The 22068-nt window shown below is 65.9% G+C and carries 20 protein-coding genes; 14 read left to right on the plus strand and 6 right to left on the minus strand.

Annotation, left to right across the window (positions count from 1 at the left end; genetic code table 11):
• The first annotated feature begins 15 nt into the window (after positions 1-15).
• On the plus strand, positions 16-870 hold the full coding sequence (locus G6N58_RS14540; protein WP_115278226.1) for a hypothetical protein: 855 nt from the start codon (positions 16-18) through the stop codon (positions 868-870).
• Positions 871-1407: 537 nt separating this feature from the next.
• Here the strand turns inward: G6N58_RS14540 and G6N58_RS14545 are convergent.
• Positions 1408-2499: a substrate-binding domain-containing protein gene (locus G6N58_RS14545; protein WP_197746424.1), complete on the minus strand. Its 1092-nt coding sequence runs from the start codon at positions 2497-2499 to the stop codon at positions 1408-1410.
• A 97-nt stretch (positions 2500-2596) separates the two neighbouring features.
• On the opposite strand from G6N58_RS14545, the gene G6N58_RS14550 reads away from it, so the two are divergent.
• A complete protein-coding gene (locus G6N58_RS14550) occupies positions 2597-3025 on the plus strand; it encodes a MarR family winged helix-turn-helix transcriptional regulator (RefSeq protein WP_068915359.1) in 429 nt (142 codons plus the stop codon).
• A 21-nt stretch (positions 3026-3046) separates the two neighbouring features.
• Here the strand turns inward: G6N58_RS14550 and G6N58_RS14555 are convergent, their stop codons facing one another.
• Positions 3047-4210, minus strand: a complete 1164-nt coding sequence (locus G6N58_RS14555) for an iron-containing alcohol dehydrogenase (RefSeq protein ID WP_115281510.1) — start codon at positions 4208-4210, stop codon at positions 3047-3049.
• Positions 4211-4345: 135 nt separating this feature from the next.
• Here G6N58_RS14555 and G6N58_RS14560 point away from each other — a divergent pair, with 135 nt between their 5' ends.
• The 3 genes from G6N58_RS14560 to G6N58_RS14570 all read left to right on the plus strand — a co-directional run bounded on the left by G6N58_RS14560 (position 4346) and on the right by G6N58_RS14570 (position 8802).
• Complete coding sequence (locus G6N58_RS14560) at positions 4346-5257, plus strand: LysR family transcriptional regulator (protein WP_115278225.1); 912 nt, start codon at positions 4346-4348, stop codon at positions 5255-5257.
• Positions 5258-5435: 178 nt separating this feature from the next.
• Positions 5436-7217, plus strand: a complete 1782-nt coding sequence (locus G6N58_RS14565; RefSeq protein WP_115281509.1) for a nitrilase-related carbon-nitrogen hydrolase — start codon at positions 5436-5438, stop codon at positions 7215-7217.
• 127 nt (positions 7218-7344) lie between these two features.
• Positions 7345-8802, plus strand: coding sequence for a purine-cytosine permease family protein (locus G6N58_RS14570; RefSeq protein ID WP_232067865.1), 1458 nt, complete (start codon positions 7345-7347; stop codon positions 8800-8802).
• A 36-nt stretch (positions 8803-8838) separates the two neighbouring features.
• On the opposite strand, the gene G6N58_RS14575 is transcribed toward G6N58_RS14570, so the two are convergent.
• On the minus strand, positions 8839-10836 hold the full coding sequence (locus tag G6N58_RS14575; RefSeq protein WP_115278224.1) for a prolyl oligopeptidase family serine peptidase: 1998 nt from the start codon (positions 10834-10836) through the stop codon (positions 8839-8841).
• A gap of 27 nt (positions 10837-10863) precedes the next feature.
• Between G6N58_RS14575 and G6N58_RS14580 the strand changes: the two genes are divergently transcribed.
• From G6N58_RS14580 to G6N58_RS14600, 5 genes are read left to right on the plus strand one after another with little or no spacing between them, the layout of a single operon-like run.
• Positions 10864-11361 carry a DUF779 domain-containing protein gene (locus G6N58_RS14580; protein WP_115281508.1) on the plus strand — a complete coding sequence of 166 codons (498 nt, stop codon included), beginning with the start codon at positions 10864-10866 and terminating at the stop codon, positions 11359-11361.
• 28 nt (positions 11362-11389) lie between these two features.
• Positions 11390-11668, plus strand: a complete 279-nt coding sequence (locus tag G6N58_RS14585) for a putative holin (RefSeq protein ID WP_115278223.1) — start codon at positions 11390-11392, stop codon at positions 11666-11668.
• Complete coding sequence (locus G6N58_RS14590) at positions 11661-12218, plus strand: hypothetical protein (RefSeq protein WP_115278222.1); 558 nt, start codon at positions 11661-11663, stop codon at positions 12216-12218. The genes G6N58_RS14585 and G6N58_RS14590 overlap by 8 nt, the downstream gene beginning before the upstream one ends.
• A 51-nt stretch (positions 12219-12269) precedes the next feature.
• Positions 12270-13664 (plus strand): dihydrolipoyl dehydrogenase, encoded by a 1395-nt coding sequence (lpdA, locus tag G6N58_RS14595; protein WP_115278221.1) that lies wholly within the window; start codon positions 12270-12272, stop codon positions 13662-13664.
• 2 nt (positions 13665-13666) lie between these two features.
• On the plus strand, positions 13667-14656 hold the full coding sequence (locus tag G6N58_RS14600; RefSeq protein ID WP_232067866.1) for a hypothetical protein: 990 nt from the start codon (positions 13667-13669) through the stop codon (positions 14654-14656).
• A gap of 13 nt (positions 14657-14669) precedes the next feature.
• Here G6N58_RS14600 and G6N58_RS14605 read toward each other — a convergent pair whose 3' ends face one another.
• Both G6N58_RS14605 and ramB read right to left on the minus strand, forming a co-directional pair.
• Positions 14670-15206, minus strand: coding sequence for a carboxymuconolactone decarboxylase family protein (locus tag G6N58_RS14605; protein WP_068915371.1), 537 nt, complete (start codon positions 15204-15206; stop codon positions 14670-14672).
• Positions 15203-16618, minus strand: a complete 1416-nt coding sequence (gene ramB, locus G6N58_RS14610; protein WP_068915372.1) for an acetate metabolism transcriptional regulator RamB — start codon at positions 16616-16618, stop codon at positions 15203-15205. The genes G6N58_RS14605 and ramB overlap by 4 nt, the downstream gene beginning before the upstream one ends.
• 132 nt (positions 16619-16750) lie before the next feature.
• Here ramB and G6N58_RS14615 point away from each other — a divergent pair, with 132 nt between their 5' ends.
• The 4 genes from G6N58_RS14615 (at position 16751) to G6N58_RS14630 (ending at position 21136) form a co-directional block, all read left to right on the plus strand.
• Positions 16751-17563: an acyl-[acyl-carrier-protein] thioesterase gene (locus tag G6N58_RS14615; RefSeq protein WP_115278220.1), complete on the plus strand. Its 813-nt coding sequence runs from the start codon at positions 16751-16753 to the stop codon at positions 17561-17563.
• A gap of 304 nt (positions 17564-17867) precedes the next feature.
• Complete coding sequence (gene aceA / locus G6N58_RS14620) at positions 17868-19154, plus strand: isocitrate lyase (RefSeq protein ID WP_068915374.1); 1287 nt, start codon at positions 17868-17870, stop codon at positions 19152-19154.
• Between the two features lie 89 nt (positions 19155-19243).
• A complete protein-coding gene (locus G6N58_RS14625; protein WP_264037484.1) occupies positions 19244-20101 on the plus strand; it encodes a 3-hydroxybutyryl-CoA dehydrogenase in 858 nt (285 codons plus the stop codon).
• A gap of 159 nt (positions 20102-20260) precedes the next feature.
• Entirely contained in the window at positions 20261-21136 is an 876-nt protein-coding gene (locus G6N58_RS14630; protein ID WP_068915376.1) for a cyclopropane mycolic acid synthase family methyltransferase, read from the plus strand.
• A 74-nt stretch (positions 21137-21210) separates the two neighbouring features.
• On the opposite strand, the gene G6N58_RS14635 is transcribed toward G6N58_RS14630, so the two are convergent.
• Positions 21211-22068: a polyphosphate kinase 2 family protein gene (locus G6N58_RS14635; RefSeq protein ID WP_115278219.1), complete on the minus strand. Its 858-nt coding sequence runs from the start codon at positions 22066-22068 to the stop codon at positions 21211-21213.

Genomic DNA, 22068 nt, shown 5'->3' on the forward strand with positions numbered 1-22068 from the left:
GGAGGGGCTGCTGCTGTGCGTGGGATGCTGGCGACGCTGCTGTGGTTACTCACCACGGTGGCGCTGGCGCTCGCCCTACCCGCGGCGTGGGTGCAGACGCACCTGGTGAATGAGGGCGGCTACGCCCGGTTCGCGGAAGACGCCGCCTCGCAACCTGCGCTGCAGCAGGCAATGGCGGGGGAGTTGACGACGCAGATCCTGAACCTGGGCCCTGGGTTGCAGCCCGACCTGGTGGCGGCGCTGACGTCGAGCTACACCGCCAGTGCGCCGTTCCCGCAGCAGTTCGCCGAGGCCAACCGCTTCGCCCACCGCTGGATGTTCACCGATGCCGTGGGGTCGCAGACCGACGCCGAGGGCCGTTGGGTGGTGGACATCGGGCCCATGCTCAACGACACGTCGATCAAGGACACGCTGCAGAACTACAACATCGAGGTACCGCAGTCGCTGCCGGTGCCGCTGACCCAGAATGCCCCGGAAGCCCTGCGGCCCGGGCGGTTACAGACAGTGGGCAGCTGGGGTCCGTGGTTCACCATCGGTGCGGTGGGGCTCGCGGCGGTGTTTGCGCTGTTGACCTTGGCGGCTGCCCGTTCACGCGGCAAAGCACTTGCGGCGCTGGGGGTCTCGGCGCTGATCGTCGGTGCTGCCGGGTGGGCCGGGCTGGAGATCGGCCGGGGACGGCTGGAAACCGCTCTGGGCGACACCTCCGGTGACGTCCGGGCGATCGCGGATGCGCTGGTGGACACCGCAATCGGCAGCATGCACCACTGGCTGAACCTGACCCTGGCCACCGGCGGGGGACTGGTCGCCTTGGGCGTGCTGTTCGCGATGCTGGGCGGGGTGTTCCGCCGGACGGTGCGGGAACCGGCTTAACGTGCGAACTTTCCGCGTCCCATGGGTCTGCGCCGGCCCAGGTGGTAGCCGAGGACGTACGCGACCGGTGGGAGGGCGAACATCGGAATCGACGCGATGAGGATCGCTACCCGGGAGGATCTGCGGTATGGCTTGTTGGGGCTCGGCGTCGTGGTTGTGTCCGCTCTGCTCTACGGGGCTATCGACGCCATGCATGAGCAACGTGTTGCCCGAGGGCAGATTCTGCAGTTCGCAATCCTGTCTGTGGTTTCGGCGGGGTTGTTCGCCGTGTGTTATTTAGGCGCGCACACGATTACCCGTGCGCTCAGGGCCGGATGTCGGCTTACCGCAGCACCTTCAGGAATGAGTAGCTCAGCGCCGACTCGGACGCCATCCGGGCATCGCCGGCAGCACCGGGGTGGCCCGCCCGGGATACACCCGGTCGTCGCGGTTGGAGGTCGTCATCAACGGCTCCGGGCACTCGACCTCCCAAGAGGCACCTGCCAGCAATAGCGGCTGTAGGCGGCGACGTTCGCGCTTGACCGCGCGGGATACCGATCAACCCAGTGGGACGGGAGTCATCTCGGTGAGCACGTTGAAGTCGAAGCCGTCGGCTTCGGCCAGATACGTTCTGGGGGCCGTGTGTCCGGCGTCGAGGCGCTGCACGCCGCGGGCGCATTGATATACCAGCGAATTCGACAGCGCATTCACCACGTTGACGTCGAGGGTGCCCGCGGCACGTGCGAGCGCCGCCAGCAGATGCAATCCCTCGTAGCAGGATTCACCCATGGTCCCCACCACCGGGGCGTCAGCGCCGAACCGGCGGGCATATCGCCCGACGAAGTCCAGGCTGTCCGACGTGCACAGCGACGAGAAGTACCCCGCGCCGACGTAGAGGTCGCGGCAACTGTGATCGCCCGCGGCCAGGAGCATGTTCTCGTCCATCAGAGGGGTCAGGCGCACCGCCTTGGCATCCAGTTCCCGCTCGGCGTACTGCCGGTGGAACTCGACGGCGTCCTGTCCCACCAGCAGAACGACCACAGCCGTGGCGCTCGAGCGCTCGAGTCGGTCGAGGGTTGCGCCGAAGTCCGCCGTGCCCAGCGGGACATACATCTCGTCGACCAGCGTCCCGGACCCCGTCGTCGCCAGGTGTCCTCGGATGGTGTTGGCGGTCCCGCGCGGCCACACGTAGTCGTTGCCGACCAAGGCCCAGCGGGAGATGCGCCTCTCGCCGGACAGCAGCGTCATCGCGGGCAACAGCTGCGTTTCCGGCGTCTCGCCGGTGACGAAGACTCCCGGGCGCCGTTCGCCGCCTTCGTACAACGAGTTGTAGATGTAGGGGATCGAACCGCCGATGGCTGAAGCCAGTGATTCCCGCACAGTGGAGGTGTGTACGCCCGCGAGCGCTTGTATTCTGCCCGCCATGGCGAGTTCCAGCACTTCCGCTCGAACCGTGTGCACCTGCGCACCGCCGTCGATGTGTGCGAGTCTGACCTCGCGGCCCAGTATGCCGCCGTCGCGATTGATCTCCTCGGCGGCCAGTTCCGCGCACAGTTGCGCGGAGGGACCGATGATCCCGAGCGGTCCCTGCAACGGATTGACCACGCCGACGACCACGGTGTCCGAGTCCGTGCGTCCCATGCTGTTCATGCGGCCCATCTCCACCACCAGGTCGGGGTTGTCCTTTGTTTACCCTCGACCACCCGTTACGGTAATCCACGGCGGGAGGTAACGACAGTTGGGAACCGTGAGCCAGGCTGCGCTGGCGTTGAGTGCGATTCAGAACTCGCTGCTGGAGCGGGTTCGTGAGGTGCTCGCCGCGCAGGGGTGCACCCTGGAGGAGTGGCGGATCCTGGATTGCCTCAACGGCTCCGGAGCTCTCGTGATGTCCGAGATCAGCGAGACGACATCGATTCCGCCATCGGCGCTGACGAAGATCGTCGACCGCATGGTGGCCAACAACCTGGTGTACCGGCGGACCGACCAGGTCGACCGGCGCAAGATCAATCTCCGGCTGACGTCCCGTGGCGCCAGCTCCTACCGGCACCTGGCCGAAATTGTCGATCGTTGCGACCTGCTGTACGACCAGGATCAGCTGCAGAAATTGACCGCGTTGTGTGACCTGGTGCGTGATGTGTCGGGTTCCGACCCGAAGCGGGGCGAGGTCCCGGCGTAGCGTTCCCGCGCCCAGGCCCGGTTACCGGGCGTAGATCTCGTTGTAGATCGCTTCGATGTCATCGGCGCCGGGAACACGGGGATTGTTGGCCGGGGATCCCGATGCCAGGGCCTGCTCCGCCATGGTCGGGATGAGCCGATCCCACTCGGCACGGGAGATGCCATAGTGCTGCGGCGTCGGCACGGTCAGGTCGCGGCACAGCTCGGCGATACCGTCGACGAAGTTCGCGGCGGCGCCGGCGCTGGGCTCGTGTTCGGTGGCCAGACCCATGGCACGGGCGCAGTCGGCGTACCGATCGGCGGCCCCGTCGATCGAGTACCGCGTGACCGCGGGAAAGAGCATGGCATTCGAAAGGCCGTGTGCCACATGAAAGTGCGCACCGATCGGCCTGCTCATGCCGTGGATGAGGGCGACGCTTGAGTTGGAGAACGCCATGCCGGCCTGCGTGGCCGCCATCATCATGGCTGCGCGCGCCTGCTCGTCGCTTCCGTCGGCGACCACCCGCCGGATGTTCTGACCGATCGCCCGGATGGCCAGCAGGCACAGACCGTCGGAGAATGCGTTGGCCTTGCGGCTGACGTAGGCCTCGACGGCGTGGGTGAGCGCGTCGATACCGGTGTCGGCGGTCAATCGAGCCGGCATCGACAAGGTGAGGCGGTAGTCGATGATCGCGGCGATCGGCAGGAACGACGTGCCGATACAGAGCATCTTCTCGTCGGTCGCACTGTCGGTGATGACGGTGAACTGGGTGGCCTCCGACCCGCTGCCGGCCGTGGTGGGGATCGCGACGATCGGTAGTGCGGGACCGGTGTAGACGCTGGGCGCCTTGAACTCTCGCATCGGCCTGTCGTTGACGCCCAGCACGGCCAACGCTTTGGCGGTGTCCATCGGGCTGCCTCCGCCGAAACCGATGACACTATCGGCGCGGTGTGCAGCCAGCGCCGCCTTGGCGGGGGTCAACGAATCGGTCGTCGGGTCGGGCACGGTGTCGGAGTAGACCGCGACGCTGGCCCCCGAGGCTTCCAGGGATGCGACGAGCCTCTCCACCTGGCCTGTGCTGACCAGGAACGCGTCGGTCACGATCAGCGGGCGCCGGGCGCCCAGGTCGCGGAGCACGTCACCGGTCTCGTCGACGGAGCCGCCGCCGATCCTCATGGTGCGGGGAACGGCGATGGCATGCGTCAGGTGTGTCACGGGTGTCCTCGATTTCGATTGCTGACTCGGTGGTCCGAAGCCGTTACAGCTTCCGGGGCGTAAATGCACGCGTCAATCCTCAGATCCGCACGAGCAGCGTGCATATCTGCACGGCAAGATGGGGTTGTGGAATCTGCCGACAACCTCCGCTATCTGCTCGAAGTGACGCGCTCGGGCTCGCCGCACGACGCCGCACGACGTCTCGGAGTCGACCGCACGACGGTCACCCGCCGCATCGCGAGCTTGGAAAGGGCATCTGGCGAGCGCCTGTTCGATCGTTCCAGCGGTGCGTGGCAGCTGACCGATGCCGGACGGCGCATGCTGCCGCATGCCGAAGCCATCGACGCCGCAGTCGTATCGGCGTTCCAGGACTCCGATCGGCATCAGGGCCTGCGCGGGCACGTGCGGATCGTCGCCTCCGACGGATTCGGGGCGTATCTGCTGACCCCCGGGCTGCTCCCGCTGACCGACGCACATCCCGATCTCGAGGTCGCCGTGGTCACCGCCACCACCCACGGTGTGCTGACGATGCGTGATTTCGATTTGGCCATCACCTTGGAGCAGCCATCACCGCATGCGGGTGTGGTCCGTCCGCTCGCTGATTACGAGCTGGGCCTCTACGCGTCCGCGGGGTACCTCGGCGCCCACGCTGAGGTGCGCAGTCTCGGCGACCTCGCCTCGCACGTCGTGATCTGGTACGTCGAGGCCCTACTCGACGTTGCGCCGCTCCGGTTCCTGGACGGCCTGCTCCCCGGTATCCGCGCGCGCGTGCAGACCACCAACATCACCGGGCATCACCACGCGGTGCGCGCCGGCTTGGGCATCGCGCCGCTGCCCACCTATATCGGTGATGCCGACAGTTCACTGACGCGGGTGTTGCCCACGGAATTCGCCGTCACCCGGCACTACTGGGAGGTCGTCCCGCGCGAGATATCGCGGCAGGCACGCGTGCGCGCGTTGCGCGATTTTCTGGACAACCTCGTGCTGACGCACCCGCAGTTGCGACCGCCCACCCAGCAAAGCGTCACATGGAAATAGTTGTTGCATCTAGATAGCACCAGTTCAACGACTTGCGCGTAACATGTACGAAACATACTGGTGAGTAGTTAATGCAGACGTAACCTGAAGTTCTTCAGTGGCGGCCGTGTTCTGGCTAGCGTGTGCTTTCGATCACGAGCGGATCGGGAAGCAGATTCCCGGCCGGAAAGGTGCACACGTGAAAGACGTTCAGGTCGCCGCTGTTCAGTTCGAGCCCACCCTGTTCGACAAGGAGGGCAACATCGACCGCGTGGCAGAGCTCGTCACCCGTGCGGCCGTGGGCGGCGCGAAGTTGATCACCGCTCCCGAGATGTGCACCACGGGCTACTGCTTCTTCGATCAGGGCGAGGCCGAACGGATGGCCGAGCCGGTACCCGGTCCCACCACACAGCGCTTCGAGCGGATCGCCCGAGAATGCCACTGCTACATCGTGTTCGGGATGCCGGAGCGCGACGAGGAGACCGGCCTGCTCTACAACACGGCGGTGTTCGTCGGCCCCGATGGGTTGATCGGAAAGCATCGCAAGACGCACGGCTACATCGCGGAACCGAAATGGGCGGCCCCGGGAGACCTCGGGCATCAGGTGTTCGACACCGAGATCGGGCGCATCGCGGTGCTCATCTGTATGGACATCCACTTCGTCGAGACGGCGCGACTGGCCGCGGTGGGCGGGGCTGAGGTGATCTGTCACCTCAGCAACTGGCTGGCCGAACGAACCCCGGCGCCGTACTGGATCTCGCGCGCCTACGAAAACGGTTGCTACGTCATGGAAAGCAATCGCTGGGGCTTGGAGCGCGGCGTGCAGTTCAGCGGTGGGAGCTGCATCATCGCGCCTGACGCCACGATTCTGGACCACATCGACTCCGGCGATGGTCTCGCCACCGCGACCATCACCGTGGGCTCTTCTGCAGACGCAGACCGGGCAGATCGTCCTGCACTGCGCGCCCGGCGGCCCGAGCTCTACCGTCAGTTGCAGATCAACAGCTATCTGTGGAACCCGAAGGACTTCTTCGGTCTTTACGGCCACCGCGGACTGCCCGAGGGCAAGGCGGCGACAGTCGCGGTGGCGCAATTCACGCCGGTGCCCGACACCGACGCCAACCTCGCCACGATCACCCGGCTCTTCACATCAACTGTCGCCGAACGCGGTGCCGAGCTCGTCGTCTTCCCGGAGCTGTCGCTGACCGCTCGAGCGGTGACCCTGCAGGATCCCGCCGTCGTGCACCTCATGCAGGCGGCCGCCGCGGCGTCGGCCTGGCTGGTCGTGGGTCTGGCGGAGACCGCTCCCGTCGATGGGCGGCAGTACAACTCCCTGGTCCTGATCGGCCCGGACGGCATCGAGGCGGTACACCGCAAGATCCACCTCCGCGATGGCGAACGTGCGCTGTTCGCAGCGGGCTCGGCCTGGACCTACGCCGACATTCCGCTCGGCCGCGTCGGATTGCTGCACGGCGACGACCTCCTGGTGCCGGAATCCGGCCGCATCCTGGCCCTCAACGCCTGTGATGTGATCGCGGGAAGTGCCGACAATCGCGAGCGGATCATGATGGGCCACAGTGGAACCGCAGTCGCGCAGAGCTATCCGATTCCCACCGGGCCGTCGCTGACACACTGGCACCACATGCGGGTGCGAGCGGGTGAGAACAACGTCTACCTTGCCTTCGCGAACACCGTGGACGCCGACGGGGGCGGTGGATGCTCAGGGGTGTTCGGTCCGGACACCTTCGCCTTCCCGCGCCGCGAACAGGTGTTGGCCGGCCAGGAGGGCGTGGCCGCCGTGCGTATCGACACCACCGACGCGGGGTCGGTCTATCCGTCGAACGTGGTGCGCCGCAAAGATCTGGTGGCCATGCGCCTGCCGCACTGGTACGGCGCGCTGTCGGGCCCGGACGTGCTGGTGCGCGACACCGACCTCGAGGACCGGACGGTCGCGGAGCCGCGCCACGCAGTGATCGCCTAACCCCCCCCAGAACCGCACAGGTGTGGACGTCGGCTCATCGCGTCCACACGGCCCCGTCGTGTCAGGTCATGCCGACGGTTGATTCGTCACACCCCGACGGGGTGTCCATTACGAAGAAGGTGAATCCTTGTCCCTCAAAAGCTATTTCCAGGGTCCGGCGACAAGTCTGGACGAGCAGGTCGAGAGTTATGCGACCACGCGTGTGCCCGACAACCAACGGTGGCGGCGCCCCGCCGTGCTGCTTGTCCTCAGTGGCAACATCACGGCGATGTTCTGGTTCGCCCTGGGCGGCCAGATCGGCTTTCTGGTGGGGTGGCCGATGTTCCTGATCCCGGTGGCCTACATGGTGATCGGCGCGACGATCATCGGCGCACTGGTGATGCGCATCGCCAGCCAGGAGGGTCTGTCGCTCACCTTGTTGTCCCGGGGCCTGGGCTTCGGCGCCAAGGGTTCGGCAATCGCCTCCATCGTGTATGCCGTCAACTACGTCTTCTACTTCGTTTTCGAGGGCAGCATCGTCTCGCATGGGCTGAGCCACCTGCTGGGCATCCCGATCGACTCGGGCCAGGCGACGGTGGTGTTCGCCCTGATCGCTGCAGCGGCACTGTACTTCTCCTGGCGTGGAATGCACTCGATGAATCTGCTGCAGCGCTTCGGGCTGCCGATCTTCGTCATCCTGTTCGTGATCGGCATGGTGATGCTGGCCAACGGCTATGTGCTGGTGGGCCCGGGGCAATGGGAGGCACAAGGTGGGCTGACCGCGACGGCGATGTGGCAGGCGATGAGCCTGGCAAACGGGCAGGTGGTTTTCCAGGCGCTGATCGCGACCGACTACGGCCGGTTCGTCAAGCGTTCGGTCGGTTACGCCGGCACTGCGGGCGTCATGTTCGTCGAGCTGGCCATGATCGTGGTTGTCATGGTGTTCGGTGTGCTGCTCGGCTTCACCATGCTCGGGCACTTCGACGGCACGGATACGGAGCGTCAGCTGTCGGCAACCGATCCCGGCTTGATCTTCGCCGTCGTGATGGGAGTGCTGGGGGTCATCTTCGCGATCATCACCCAGGTGCGCATCAACGTCATGAATCTCTATTCCGGTTCACTGGCGTTGTCCAATGCGTGGGACGCGCTGGCCTCCAAGCGAATCGGCCGGCAATGGTGGATGGTGGCGTTATGCGTGGCCGGCGTCGCCTGCTACCCGGTGAACATCCTGCAGTACACCGGAGAGTTTCTTGCCGTCACTGGAATCATGACCAACACCTGGATCTTCATCCTGCTCAGTGACTACTTCGTGTGCCGGAAGTGGCTCAAACTCGCTCCCGCGCAGAACATCGAGTACCGGGATGGACTGGTCAAGGACTGGAACGTGTGCGGAATGGTGGCACTCGGATCCAGCCTGCTGGTCGGCGCGCTCGGTGTGGCCGGCTTCTACCCCGTGTACCTCGCATCGTTTGTCGCGATGCTGCTCGGTCCGGTGATCTACATTCCGCTGACGGTCGCCACCCGGGGGCGCCAGTACGGTGCACAGCTCGAGCGCTCCGGCGAGGTGGGCGACGACGCGGACGCACAGGTCGCCGACGGCGTGTAGCTTCGCACTGCACCGGCGCGGGTGGGCCCAACCGCTCTACCCCAGCACCTTCCACAGGAACGAGTAGCTCAACGCGGACTTGAACGCCGTCTGCGCATTGTCGGCTGCCCCGGCGTGCCCGCCCTCGATGTTCTCGTAGTACCGCACGCGATGGCCGGCGGCCTGCAGTGCGGCGGTCATCTTGCGGGCGTGTCCGGGATGCACCCGGTCGTCGCGGGTGGAGGTGGTCATCAACAGCTCCGGGTACGTCGCCGTCGACGAGATGTTCTGGTAAGGCGAGTACTTGGAGATGAACTCCCAGTCCTGCGGGTTGTCGGGGTCGCCGTACTCGGCCACCCAGGAGGCGCCGGCCAGCAGCAGGTGGAAGCGCTTCATGTCCAGCAACGGCACCTGACACACCAACGCGCCGAACAGTTCCGGGTACTTGGTCAGCATGATGCCCATCAGGAGGCCACCGTTGCTTCCGCCCTGAGCGCCCAGCTGGGGCACCGTCGTGATCCCGCGGTCCACCAGATCGCGCGCCACCGCGGCGAAGTCCTCGTCGACCTTGTGGCGGTTCTCGCGCATGGCCTGGGTGTGCCAGGAGGGGCCGTACTCGCCGCCGCCGCGGATGTTGGCCAGCACGTAGGTGCCACCGCGGGAGAGCCACAGCCTGCCGAGCACGCCGTCGTACCCGGGTGTACGGGCCACCTCGAAGCCGCCGTACCCACCCAGCAGGGTGGGTCGTGGCCCCGGGCCACTGGCCACCACGAAGTAGGGAACCTTGGTGCCGTCCAGGGAGGTCGCGAAATACTGTGTGACGGTGATGTTCTCGGCATCGAAGAATGCCGGCGCGGACTTCACCTGCTCCAACGGGCCGCGGGCCGGTCCGTGCAGCAACCGCGAGGGTGAGTCGAAGCCGCTGGAGTCCAGGAAGATCTCGTCGTGCGTGTCGTCGGCGGCCACCACGACGGTGTTGGTGTTCGCCGGGATGCCCGGCATGGGGGTCGCAGTCCAGGTCCCGGGCTCCAGCACCGAAACGTGGGAGGCCACATCGCGAAGTGTGACAAGCACCAGGGCGTCCTTGGTCCACACGTGCTGGTGCAGGGAGGTGTGCGCATCGGGGGTGAACACCACGTCCAGAGTGGCTGTGCCCTCGAGGAACTGCTCATAAGGCGCAGCCAACAGCGCCCCGGCCGGATAGGTGTGGTCGCCGCGGGTCCAGTCGCTGCGCAGTTCGATCATCAGCCAGTCGTGATGCACGCCGACAGACGCGTCGGTGGGCGCATCGATCCGCAGCAGGGTCCCGTCGCGCAGTTCGGACACCTCGTCATTGAAGAAGTCGGTGGCGCGGCTGACGAAAGTGCGCTCGTACCCCGGGGTCAGATCCACCGAGGCGGCCACGATGACGTCTTCGGTCGAACCCTCGAAGACAGTCACGGCGTCGGTCAGCGGCTGGCCCCGCTGCCAGCGCTTGACCACGCGGGGATAGCCGGATTCGGTCAACGAGTCGGGACCGAAGTCGGTACCGATGAGGACGGAATCTGGACTTTCCCAGCTGATCTGGGTCTTGGCTTCGGGAACCGAGAATCCGTCGGCGACGAATTCCCGTGTGTGCATGTCGAATTCGCGCACGATGGCCGCATCGGATCCGCCTCGCGACAGGCTCACCAGCGCCCGGTCGTAACTGGGTTCGATCACGTCGGCGCCGGCCCACACCCAATTGGTGCCGTCGGCGGCGGCCAGCGCGTCCACGTCGATCACCACGTCCCAGGTCGGGTTCTCGCTGCGGTAGCTGTCCAGTGTGGTGCGCCGCCACAGTCCCCGGGGGTTGGTGGCGTCGCGCCAGAAGTTGTAGAGGTACTCACCGCGGCGCCGGACATAGGGGATGCGGCTGTCGGTATCGAGCACCTCGAGCGCCTGACGGCGCATCTCCTCGAAGTCGTCGTCACTCAACTCGGCGATCGTCGGCTCGTTGTGGGCGCGCACCCAGTCCAACGCGTCGTCGCCGGTGATGTCCTCGAGCCACAGGTAGGGATCGTCCACGGCTCCCATTGTGGCCTCCGGCGTAGTGTGACCCACATGACAGTTCCGTCGCGCGCACTGCTCACCCGGGCCGCCGCCGATCTGCTCGAGAGTCTGCAGCGGCAGCACGGGCCGGTGATGTTCCACCAGTCCGGCGGATGCTGCGACGGGTCCTCGCCCATGTGCTACCCCGTCGGCGACTTCATCGTGGGCGATCGTGACGTGCTGCTCGGTGTGCTCGACGTCGGTGACGGCGTGCCCGTGTGGATCTCCGGACCGCAGTTCGACACGTGGAAACACACCCAACTCGTCATCGACCTGGTCCCCGGCCGCGGCGGCGGCTTCAGCCTCGAGTCGCCGGAAGGGGTGCGCTTCCTGTCACGCGGGCGCGCCTTCACCGACGACGAGAACCGGCAGCTGGAGACGGTCCCTCCGCTGACCGGTGCCCAATATGAGGCGGGTGCGCAGCCGCCCGGGCCGCGGGGCGATGTGGTGGCAGAGGCCGCCGACGCCTGCCCGATACCGGCGGGACGCGCCGCGCAGTTCCCGCAATAGCGAACCGAGCCGTCGTAGGGTTTTTCCCGTGATTCCGCTCCCAAGGGCGTGGCTGCTGACCGGCGCAATGGTGGTGGGCAGCGCCGTCGGCGTGATCATCGGGGTCCTGACGACGGTGTTCGTCCACATCTCGATGCGCCCGGATGCGGCTATCGCACTGGTCCTCGCCGGCCCGACCCTTCTCGGTCTGGTGCTGATCCTCACCGCGGGCAGCCGGTGGGTCACGGTGTGGGGGACTTTCCTGCTGGCCATCGCTCCGAGCTGGTTCGGAGTGCTGGTGTTGACCCAGGTGGTGCAGCATGCGTGACAGCGCGGACACCGGCTCGATGCCGATGACCCAGCCGCACGAGGCGCCCATCTTCGACACCGGACCGCACCCCGTCCCGCTGGCCAAGTCGAAGCCCGACCGCAACCCGTGGTTCGACCCGATGTCCGCGCCGGCCGATGCCGAACGCGTCGACGATCTCTTCGGGCCGTCCGACGTGCTGCTGGCCGAGCGCGAGCCGGAGTCCACATCCAGGTCCGAACCGGTTTCCCCGATGGCGGTGCCCGGCCAGTACCACTTCCTCAAGGTGTGGCAGCTGCTGGCGGTGCTGGGGGCGACGTGGGTGATCGCCGCCGCTGTGGGCATCGGCCTGTACTACTGGTGGTTCCAGGCGGCCGACAAGACGTGGACCGAGGTCGGGGTGCTGATGTACGTGCTCGCGGCGGTGGTGGGAGCGCTGCTGGTGTCGCTGGCGGAGCAGCGCCCGACGCTGTCGGCCACCTCGATCGCCGTGCTGACCGCGCCCTTCGCCTCCGGGCTGGGGGCCGCCGCCCTGTACGTGTCGGTCGTGTTCGGCTGGGTCTCGTTGTAAGCGAACGCACCGCGGTCACATCTGCAAATCCGGCGCATTAGGCTGGTCATCGTGACTCACTATGATGTCGTCGTTCTCGGAGCCGGACCTGGCGGGTACGTTGCGGCCATTCGTGCTGCCCAGCTGGGGTTGAACACCGCAATCGTCGAACCCAAGTACTGGGGCGGCGTCTGCCTCAACGTCGGGTGCATCCCATCCAAGGCGTTGCTGCGCAACGCGGAGATCGCCCACATCTTCACCAAGGAGGCCAAGACCTTCGGCATCAGCGGTGAGGCCACCTTCGACTACGGCGCCGCCTATGACCGCAGCCGCAAGGTCGCCGACGGCCGCGTCGCCGGTGTGCACTTCTTGATGAAGAAGAACAAGATCACCGAGATCCACGGCTACGGCAAGTTCACCAGTGCCAGCGCCATGACCGTGGAACTCAACGAGGGCGGCACCGAAGAGGTCACCTTCGACAATGCCATCATCGCCACCGGCTCCCACACCAAGCTGGTGCCGGGCACGAAGATGAGCGAGAACGTCATCACCTACGAAGAGCAGATCATGGAACGCGATCTGCCCTCCTCGATCATCATCGCCGGGGCCGGCGCCATCGGCATGGAGTTCGCCTACGTGCTGAAGAACTACGGCGTGGACGTCACGATCGTCGAGTTCCTGCCCCGCGCGCTGCCCAACGAGGACGCCGAGGTCTCCAAGGAGATCGAGAAGCAGTACAAGAAGCTGGGCGTGAAGATCCTCACCGGCACCAAGGTCGAGTCGATCAACGACACCGGCTCGTCGGTGACAGTCAAGATCAGCAAGGACGGCAAGTCCGAGGAGCTCAAGGCCGACAAGGTCATGCAGGCCATCGGCTTCGTGCCCAACGTCGAGGGCTTCGATCTGGAGAAGACCGGTGTCCAGCTCACCGACCGCGGCGGTATCGCGATCGACGACTACATGCGCACCAACGTCAAGGGCATCTACGCCATCGGTGATGTCACCGCGAAGCTGCAGCTCGCGCACGTCGCCGAGGCCATGGGTGTGGTGGCGGCCGAGACCATCGCCGGCGCCGAGACCCTGGCGCTGGGCGACTACCGGATGATGCCGCGCGCCACGTTCTGCCAGCCGCAGGTGGCCAGCTTCGGCCTCACCGAGCAGCAGGCCAAGGACGAGGGCCACGACGTCGTGGTGGCCAAGTTCCCGTTCACCGCCAACGGCAAGGCGCACGGCCTGGCTGATCCGACGGGCTTCGTGAAGCTGATCGCCGACAAGAAGTACGGCGAACTGCTCGGCGGGCACCTGATCGGTCCTGACGTCGCCGAGCTGCTGCCTGAGCTGACGCTGGCGCAGAAGTGGGATCTGACGGCCACCGAGCTGGCCCGCAACGTGCACACCCACCCCACCCTGTCGGAGGCCTTGCAGGAGTGCTTCCACGGGCTGACCGGCCACATGATCAACTTCTGATTGTGCGTCTAGCCTCACTGCTGGCCGCCGGCCTCTTTGCCGCAGCGGGTTTGTTCGCCGGTCCCGCTGCGGCCGAACCGGCGGCAGCGAGCGCACCCGATCTGAGCGGGTACCGCGAGTTGCCGGCCGATACGTTCGTCGACAACCTGGTCGCTCAGGGCGAGGTGTACTTCCAGACGCCCGACGGCCTGTTGTGCGCCATCCGGCCCGCCCACGGGGCCGCCGGGTGCGACGGGCGCCTGCCGAACACCCGGGCCGGTGTCAACGAGATCGTGCTGGCCGCCGACCCGGCCGACCGCGGGCTGCGCGCCACCGCCAACCCTCAGTTCGTCAAGCCGTCCGGCAGCGCCGCACGGGTACTGCCCACCGGCTCGAAGATCGTCTATCAGGACTTCGAGTGTGCGGTGGCGGAGAACTCGATCACCATGTGCACCAAATCTTCTGGAGACTCCGGTTCCCAGCTGCAATGGCTGGAGATCTCAGCGGCCGGGACCGGTATCGGACCCGCCACCGCCGGGCTTCCGTCCGGCTTCCCGGACCCCAACGATTTTGTGGTGGGCGATGACACCTACATCGTGGGTGCCGGCGCCAAGAACCTGTTCCCGGTGTTCACCGTCGGCAACGGATTGACCTGCACCATCGCCATGTTCAGCGGCGGCGAGGTCGGCTGCAACGGCCCATTGCCGGGTGTGCGCGGGGGAGAGAACGAAGTCTTCGCGCAGCTGCCGGGTCCCGTCGGCATTCGCAAGACCGACGATCCGAAATTCGACAAGCCCGCCTATCCCGGCGTCATCCGCCAGCTTCCGGTGGGCTACCGCGTCAGCGAGATGGGCACCACCTGCATGGCCACCGAGGGCGGCGTGGCCTGCTTCGGCACGCTGGCCGGTCAGACCCAGGGCTTCCAGGTGTCGCCTGCGGGCACAACGACGTTCGGTGGCACCGACGTTGCCGAGACCGGGGAACTCGCTGCTTCGCCCGAGCCGCCCCGCTGAGAGTCGCGAGACCCTAGTCGGGGAAGTCCAGCGGTAGCTTCAGGGTGTTCATGGTGGCGGCCAGAGTGTCGTATTGCCCAGCCAGGAAGCAGAATTCGATCAACTGTCTCTGGTTGAGGTAGGTCGACAGCGCCGCCCAGGTCTCGCCGGAGACCTCGCGCGACAGCACGAACTCGTCGGTGGCACGCAGTAGGACCCGCTGCCGGTCGGTCAGCCCCTCGGCGTCAGGGCCCTCGAACACCTTGGCCTGCAGGCCTGCATCCACGCCGCGCGAGCGGGCCAGCCGCCGGTGCTGTTGGAGCTCGTACTCGCAGTCGCGCAGATGACCCACCCGCAAAATCACCAACTCTGCTTCGAAGCGCGACAGCCGACCCCAGTAGAGCAGCACACCGGAGAACGGCAGCCAGGCCCAGAACAACGCGGAATGCCGCGACAGGGCGTTGAACAGGTGGAACTGCGGTGCCCGGATGCCGCGGGCACCCAGCCGGCAGATCACCCAGTTGATGGGGCCGACATCACGAATGCTGCTGGTGGCCGGGATCCTGCTCATGACTGCTTCACCAGATACGGCGAGACCGTGCTGCGGTGCTCATCGAGGTCGAGGGCGCGCCCCAGGGCAGGGAAGGCGCGTTGCGGGCAGTTGTCCCGCTCGCATACCCGACAACCCGCGCCGATGGGTGTCGCGAGGTTTCCCGACAGGTCGAGTCCCTCGGAGTACACCAGCCGATTGGCATGGCGCAGTTCGCATCCCAGGCCGATGGCGAAGGTCTTGCCCGGCTGCCCATAGCGGGAAGCGCGGCGTTCGACCGTGCGCGCCACCCACATGTAGTTGCGGCCGTCGGGCATCTGTGCGATCTGAACTCCGATCTTGCCGGGATTGGCGAAGGTCTCGTAGACATTCCACAGCGGGCAGGTGCCGCCGGAAGAGGAGAAGTGGAAACCGGTGGCGGACTGGCGTTTCGACATGTTGCCGGCGCGGTCCACCCGGACGAACGACAGTGGTACCCCGCGCATCGACGGCCGCTGCAGGGTGGAGAGCCGGTGGGCGATGGTCTCGTAACTCACCGAGTAGAACGCCGACAGCCGCTCGATGTCGTAGCGGAAGTTCTCGGCGACCTCGTGGAACTGGCGGTACGGCAGCACCGCGGCTGCGGCGAAATAGTTGGCCAGTCCGAGCCGGGCCAGGATGCGGGACTCCTCGCTGGTGAAGTTGCCCTCGGTGACCAGCTTGTCGATCAGCGACCCGAATTCGAGGTAGGCCAGTTCGACCGCGAGTTTGAAGACCTGCTGCCCACCGGAGAGGTGGGCGCTCATCTCCAGCGTCTTGGTCTCGGGGTCGTAGCGGTGCAGCACGGTGTTGCCCAGGTCGATGCGCCGAATGATGCGTACACCGTGCACATGGGCCAGGCGCTGGGCGATGTCACGGGCCAGGTCGCCCCGGTGCATCCGCATCCTGTCGGTGAGATCCTCTGCGGCGGTGTCGAGTTCGTGGAGATAGTTCTGCCGCTGGTAGAAGTAGTCGCGTACCTCCTCGTGCGGCATCGTGATCGAACCGGTGCCGCTGCCGTCGGCATTGCGGTCCTCGGTGACCGCAGCCAGGCGGGCGTTGGTCAGCCGGTAGCGCTGATGCAGGTTCACCATCGCCTTGGCCAGCGCGGGATGGGCGCTCACGATGTCGGCCAGTTCGGATTGGTCGACATCGACGCCGAGATCCCGGTCGAGGGTGACTTCGCGCAGTTCGGCGATGAGGCGGGTGTCGTCCTGTGAGGCGAAGAAGGTGGCGTCGACGCCGAACACCTCGGTGATGCGCAGCAGGACCGCCACCGTCAGCGGGCGGACGTCGTGCTCGATCTGGTTGAGATAGCTGGGCGAGATATCCAGCATCTGCGCCAGCGCGGCCTGACTGAATCCCCGCTCGGTGCGCAGTTGCCTGACCCGTGAACCGACGAAGGTCTTGGCCATCCGTACAGCCTACCCGTCTGTTAAGGACCTGCTTCGCAGGATTGGCAAGTGTGCGCTGTCAAGCCTTGGTGCTGCCTGGGTAACCTCGAGGCTGCGGGGGGTCTCCCACAGCACAGACGAAGAGGGCGTTCGATGACGACACAGGCGGCTTCGGGGTTGGCCAAGACGATGATGCCGGTGCCCGACCCCCATCCCGACGTCTTCGACCGCGAATGGCCGCTACGAGTCGGAGACATCGACCGCACCGGACGCCTGCGTTTCGACGCCGCCTGCCGGCACATCCAGGACATCGGCCAAGACCATCTGCGTGAGTTGGGATTCGAGGAGACCCACCCGCTGTGGATCGTGCGGCGCACCATGGTCGACCTGATCCGCCCCATCGAGTTCAACGACATGCTGCGCATGCGGCGCTGGTGCTCGGGCACGTCCAATCGCTGGTGCGAGATGCGGGTGCGGATCGACGGTCGTCGGGGTGGTCTGATGGAATCCGAGGCCTTTTGGATCAACATCAACCGCGAGACGCAGGGGCCGTCGCGCATCTCCGACGACTTCCTCGCGGGGCTGCAGAAGACGACGTCGGTGGACCGTCTGCGGTGGAAGGCCTACCTCAAGGCGGGGCAGCGCGAGAATGCCGACGAGATCCGCGACTACCCGGTGCGCGTGTCCGACATCGACCTGTTCGACCACATGAACAACTCGGTGTACTGGACCGTCATCGAGGACTATCTGTTCTCGCACCCCGAGCTGCTGCAGGGTCCGCTGCGGGTGACGATCGAACACGATCTCCCGGTGGCGCTGGGAGACAAGTTGGAGATCCTGTCCCACGTCCACCCGGCCGGCAGCACCGAGGCGTTCGGGCCGGAGCTCGCCGATCGCACTGTGACGACGCTCACATATGAAGTGGCGGGCGAGACGAAAGCGATCGCGTCGCTGTTCTCGATTTAACAGTACCGTTGTCCTGTTATTTTGCGGCTTGACCTGCGCCGTTGGTGTTACCGGTCAGTAACTTCTGAACCGGTTCAGCAGAACAGCTACTTAACAGAATTAGCAAGGCGGGGCCCTGTCATGGCGAAAATTGGCAACGAATTGGCTGGACCTGCACATATCGGCAGTGGCATCGTAGATTCCAGCACACCAGTGAAGCTGCTCAGTCGTTAACAGGTCGGCGATCCCGACAACGACGTGGGCGCTTGACCATTCACCCTCGCGGCGCGTTCGCCGCGCACTTTCACATCCCGAGGAGCCGTCAATGTCGACCGTTGGCACCCCCAAATCGCCCGAACAGATCCAGCACGACTGGGACACCAACCCCCGCTGGAAGGGCATCACCCGCGACTACACCCCGTCTGACGTCGTGGCCCTGCAGGGCAGCGTCGTCGAAGAGCACACCCTGGCCCGCCGCGGCGCCGAGGTGCTGTGGGAGCAGCTGCACGACATGGAGTTCGTCAACTCCCTGGGTGCGCTGACCGGAAACATGGCCGTCCAGCAGGTCCGCGCCGGCCTCAAGGCCATCTACCTGTCCGGATGGCAGGTTGCGGGTGACGCGAACCTGTCCGGCCACACCTACCCCGACCAGAGCCTGTACCCGGCCAACTCCGTGCCGCAGGTGGTGCGCCGTATCAACAACGCGCTGCTGCGCGCCGACGAGATCGCCAAGGTCGAGGGTGACCGGTCGATCGAGAACTGGCTGGCCCCCATCGTGGCCGACGGCGAAGCCGGCTTCGGTGGCGCGCTCAACGTCTACGAACTGCAGAAAGCCCTGATCGCCGCCGGTGTCGCGGGGTCGCACTGGGAAGACCAGCTGGCCTCGGAGAAGAAGTGCGGCCACCTCGGTGGCAAGGTGCTGATCCCCACTCAGCAGCACATCCGCACCCTGACCTCGGCCCGCCTGGCCGCCGACGTGGCCGACGTCCCCACCCTGGTCATCGCCCGTACCGACGCCGAGGCCGCCACCCTGATCACCTCCGACGTCGACGAGCGGGATCAGCCCTTCATCACTGGTGACCGCACCAAGGAGGGCTTCTACCGCGTCAAGAACGGTCTGGAGCCCTGCATCGCCCGCGCCAAGGCCTATGCCCCGTACTCCGACCTGATCTGGATGGAGACCGGCACCCCGGACCTGGAGCTGGCCAAGAAGTTCGCCGAAGGTGTGCGCAGCGAGTTCCCGGACCAGATGCTGGCCTACAACTGCTCGCCGTCGTTCAACTGGAAGAAGCACCTCGACGACGCCACGATCGCCAAGTTCCAGAAGGAACTGGGTGCCATGGGCTTCAAGTTCCAGTTCATCACCCTGGCCGGCTTCCACGCCCTGAACTACTCGATGTTCGACCTGGCCTACGGCTATGCCCGCAACCAGATGAGCGCCTACGTCGAGCTGCAGGAGCGCGAGTTCGCCGCCGAGGAGCGGGGCTACACCGCCACCAAGCACCAGCGTGAGGTCGGAGCGGGCTACTTCGACCGCATCGCCACCACCGTGGACCCCAGCAGCTCCACCACCGCGCTGGCCGGTTCCACCGAAGAGGGCCAGTTCCACTAGAGCAACCAACGAGTCGAGCGCGCGCGTTTGTACAGTGACACGCAGTCACAGACGTACAAGCGCGCGCGCTCGCGCATGAGGGGAATCAGGTGAACAGCATCGAGCGGGTCGGGGTAGTCGGCGCGGGGCAGATGGGCTCCGGAATCGCCGAGGTGGCCGTGAAAGCAGGCGCCGACGTCCTGGTCTATGACACCGACGAGAAGTTCACCGCGTCGGGCCAGTCGCGCATCGCCGGCTCGCTGGACAAAGCCGTGGCCAAAGGCAAGCTCAGCGCCGAGGACCGCGACGCCGCGCTGGGCCGGCTGCGGTTCACCACCGATCTCGCCGATCTCGCCGACCGGCAACTGGTGATCGAGGCTGTCATCGAGGACGAGGACGTCAAGACGGCCATCTTCGCCCAATTGGACGCCATCGTGACCGACCCGGACGCGGTGCTGGCGTCCAACACCTCCAGCATCCCGATCATGAAGATCGCGGCGGCCACCGCAAACCCCGGCCGTGTGCTCGGTCTGCATTTCTTCAACCCCGTGCCGGTTCTGCCATTGGTGGAACTGGTCAGCACGCTGGTCACCGATCCGGCCGCCGCCGAGCGCGTCGAAGAGTTCGCGGGGCGCACGTTGGGCAAGCAGGTGGTCAAGTGCTCCGACCGCTCGGGCTTCGTGGTGAACTTCCTGCTGGTGCCCTACCTGCTGGCGGCCATCCGGATGGTCGAGGCCAAGGTCGCCACGATCGACGACGTTGACAAGGCCGTGGTGGCGGGGCTGTCCCACCCGATGGGGCCGCTGCGGCTGTCCGACCTGATCGGGCTGGACACGCTGAAACTGATCGCCGACAAGATGTTCGACGAGTTCAAGGAACCTCTGTACACGGCGCCGTCTTTGCTACTGCGCATGGTCGAGGCCGGGCAGCTCGGGAAGAAGTCCGGCCAGGGATTTTATTCTTATTGACGACACGGTTGCAGACATTGGCGTTAGACGCCGACCCTCGTTAGGGTGTCTAGCCGTAGGCCCGAGGGGTCGACCGTCGGGGAGACGGACCGCGGCGCGCACCGAGCGTCACTGGTGATCCCCGCGTGCCGCATATCTTCAGACTCAAGGATTGTTGCAGTGTCAGTAATCGAACCGGATCTCGCGCCGTATTACGAAGAATCTCAGTCGATCTATGACATCTCCAACGAGTTCTTCGCACTGTTCCTGGGCCCCACCATGGGCTACACGTGTGGCTACTACGAGCGCGACGACATGACGCTCGAAGAGTCGCAGAACGCCAAGTTCGATCTCGCCCTCGGCAAGCTGGGCCTGCAGCCCGGGATGACGCTGCTCGACATCGGTTGTGGCTGGGGCGGCGCCCTGGAGCGGGCGGTCACCCAGTTCGACGTCAACGTCATCGGCATCACGCTCAGCAAGGCGCAGTCCGAGTGGGCCCGCGCGCGGCTTGCCAAGATCGACACCCAGCGCAGCGTCGAGATCCGCATGCAGGGCTGGGAAGAGTTCAACGAACCCGTCGACCGCATCGTGTCCATCGGTGCCTTCGAGGCCTTCAAGGTGGAGCGCTACCCGCTGTTCTTCGAGCGCGCTTACAACCTCCTGCCGTCGGACGGCGTGATGCTGCTGCACACCATCCTGGCGCACACCCAGAAGTTCTTCCGGGACAACAAGATCAAGCTGACCCTCAGCGACCTGAAGTTCATGAAGTTCATCGTCGATGAGATCTTCCCCGGCGGACGCCTGCCCGCGGTGGAGGACATCGAGAAGCTCGCCGCCGATTCCGGCTTCACCCTCACCCGCACTCATCTGCTGCAGCCGCACTACGCGCGCACGCTGGACATGTGGGCGGCCAACCTGGAGGCGGCCAAGGACCAGGCCATCGCCATGCAGGGCCAGGAGGTCTACGACCGGTACATGAAGTATCTGACCGGCTGCGCCGACTTCTTCCGTCGCGGGATCACCAACATCGGGCAGTTCACGCTAGAGAAGCGTTAGCTCGGTCGCCGAGGCGGCGAGGGACGAGCCGGGGTGGGGGTACCCCCAGCGAAGCGAGGGGGCGCAGGGCCGGGCTACAAAAGCTGAAGCCGCGCCTTTTCGTCCTCCACGTCGAAATCGGCTGCGGGCCAGGACAGGTCAAGAGACTTCAACGCCTCGATCAACAGCTCGTTGATGGCCAGTCGGCTGTACCACTTGCGGTCGCAGGGCACCACGTGCCACGGCGCATGAGCGGTCGACGTCTTGTCCAGCACGGCCTGGTAGGCCTGCTGGTAGGCCGGCCACAACGCCCGCTCATCGATGTCGCCGGGGTTGTACTTCCAGTACTTGTCCGGCCGCTCCAGCCGCTGCGCCAGCCGCCGCTTCTGCTCCTCGAGTGAGACAAACATCGCGACCTTCACAATGGTGGTACCGGCGTCGGTGAGTTCCTTCTCGAAGGCGTTGATCTCGTCGTAGCGCGCGCCCCACACATCCGGCGGCACCAGGTTGCGCACCCGCACGATGAGCACGTCTTCGTAGTGCGAGCGGTCGAAGACGCCGATCTGGCCGGCCGACGGCAGCGCGTTGCGGATCCGCCACAGGTAGTGGTGCGACAACTCCTCGGCGGTCGGCGCCCCGAAGCTGGTGTAGCGGATGCCCTGCGGATTGGCGGCGCCGACGACGTGTTTGACGATGCCGCCTTTGCCCGCGGTGTCCATGCCCTGCAGGATCAGCAGCACCGATCTCCCGTCGCCCGCGCGGCTGTTGGCGTACAGCATTTCCTGCAGTTCAGCCAGCCGTTCGTTGCGCTGGGCCTGAATGCCTGGCGCGTCGGCCTTGTTGCCACTGAATCCGGGGGTGGCGTTGGCATCGATGGCGGCGACCGTGTCGCCAGGCCGGAAGGCGAGCACCGTGTGGGGTGCATGGGTCCACTGCGCAGGCAGGTCGGTCAT

It is taken from the genome of Mycolicibacterium tokaiense (assembly GCF_010725885.1).
GTDB classification, from domain to species: domain Bacteria; phylum Actinomycetota; class Actinomycetes; order Mycobacteriales; family Mycobacteriaceae; genus Mycobacterium; species Mycobacterium tokaiense.